Genomic DNA, 1,992 nt, shown 5'->3' with positions numbered 1-1,992 from the left:
ACCCGGGTTCCGCAGCTTGTAGTTAAACGATCATCGGAATCTGGCCGCAGAGCAGCGAAGATTGACGTGTGTCTCCGGAAGGGCGTGTGTCTACGCTCTATCGCCGGTGTCTGGTCTTGGTTAGCGCGGGTCGAAGGTGGTGACCCGGGCTGGCGGCTGGACGGAAAGTGCCTGGTAGATGGCCTTGTGTTCGGGTCGTAGCGGGGTGGTCTGCACGACGGTGCCGGCGGGTCCGGCGAGGGTGACCTGGCTGATTCGCCCGAGTTGCCGGTTGATGTTTCGCCACGTTTCACCGGTGGCGCGTTCGGCGACGCGGACCAGTAGCAGGGCCAGCCAGCAGATGAGGACGTGGGCGCGGATGCGGTGTTCGAGGCGGTGGAACACCGGCCGTAGCAGCAGCTGGGACTTCAGGTCGCGGAAGCCGCGTTCGGCTTCGAGGAGGTTCTTGTAGCCCAGGGCCGTGTCCTCGGCGCTGATCGCCGGGTCGGACGTGGCGATGAGGTATTTGCCGTCCAGGCGCTCCTCGACCTTGATCTTCGCCTTGTTGACCTTCAGCCGTCCGTTGGGCTGTTGGACGAGCCACCGGCCCAGGCTGGGGTGGTCGCGCAGGGCGCACTCGGCGCGCACGTGCGCGGCCTCGTGGCGTTGGCGGGTCCTGTCGCCGACGGGTCGTTTGGCGTCGCGTTCGCGCTGGTCACGGATACGCGCAAGTTCGGCTTCGATGCGGGCGATCGCGTCGTCGCGCTGCTGCTTGTCCCGGGCGGCCTGATCGGGGTTGTGGCAGATGACGAACCGCACGTCGGTGCCGTCGATGCGCACTTCCTTGACGCGCAGGTTGTCCTTGACCTGCTGGTAGCGGCCCTGACGGGCCAGGACCTGCTCGACGAGGGGGCTGCCGTCGCGCATGCGCATCCCGGCGATGTAGTGCCCGCCGGCGCGGCGCAGGTAGGCCAGGTTGTCGGCGGAGGAGAACCCACGGTCGACCACGGTGATGACGCGGCCGAGTTTCCAGTCGCGCATGTCGTCGCGGACCTCGGCCAGGACCTGCTGGTCGTTGCTGTTGCCCGGCCAGCACCAGCACCGGACCGGGATGCCTTCCTTCGTCACGGCCAGGCCGATGACGATCTGGGGTAGGTCGCCGCGGTGGTCCTTGGAGTGCCCGTACCGGCGGAAGGCGTCCTCGCCGTGGTCTTCGGTGTCGCGTTCGAAGTAGGTGCTGGTGGTGTCGAAGAACAGCAGGTCGACCTCGAGGTTGAGCAGGTTGGCCACGGCGAAGAACACCGCTTCCTGCACCCGGCCGGCCGTGTCGGCGTCCACGAGCAGGTCCATCGCACGGTATGCGTGATCGTCGTCCATCGAGGCCAGACCGGGGATGACGGTGTCCTCGCCGGCCCACTCGGCTGCCGACAGCTTGCTCATCGGGGCCACCGCCCGGTTGGCGACCAGCGCGAACAGCACTCGTTCCATGTTCGTGGTGAACCTGCGCGCGTCCGCCGCGGTGCGTACGGCCGCGGCGATGTCCAGTCGCCGCCACAGCCCGTCGAGCAGCCATGTCGCTCCGATCGAGCGGGCGTCAACGACTTCGAGGGGTCCCGCCCCGGCAACCAGGCCCGCTTCCACGCCCGTGCCGTCGCCGTCTCCGCCGAAGTGCTTGTTGATCGACGCGGCGAGCCGACGCATTCCTTCGACGTCGACCTGGTCGACACGGCCCAGGTTCATCAGCACATCAGGCTTGATCTTGCCGGCCACGCGGCGGTTGTGCGCCAGGGCGACGTAGCGCACCACGCTGCCGTCGGCGTTGGTCCGCGACGTGAACCGCAGATACATGACTACGAAGAAACCACATCACCGCTGGCCACACAAGATATGAGTACCTGCTCGTGTTACTACACTTTCGGGCCCGCAGGCCCGGTGTGAGGCATCCGCAAGCCCGTGACCAGCAGCGATCCAGAACTGATCAGGCCTGTGTTCCTACGAACTGCGGAACTCGGG

General features: G+C 66.9%; 1 protein-coding gene. It reads right to left on the bottom strand.

The window, feature by feature from the left end; translation table 11 throughout:
* Positions 1-120: 120 nt before the first annotated feature.
* Positions 121-1,827: an IS1634 family transposase gene (locus GA0070560_RS27965; protein WP_091303116.1), complete on the bottom strand. Its 1,707-nt coding sequence runs from the start codon at positions 1,825-1,827 to the stop codon at positions 121-123.
* Positions 1,828-1,992: the final 165 nt, after the last annotated feature.

This window comes from Micromonospora halophytica (genome assembly GCF_900090245.1).
GTDB classification, from domain to species: domain Bacteria; phylum Actinomycetota; class Actinomycetes; order Mycobacteriales; family Micromonosporaceae; genus Micromonospora; species Micromonospora halophytica.
This window is presented reverse-complemented; position numbering and strand designations above follow the sequence as displayed.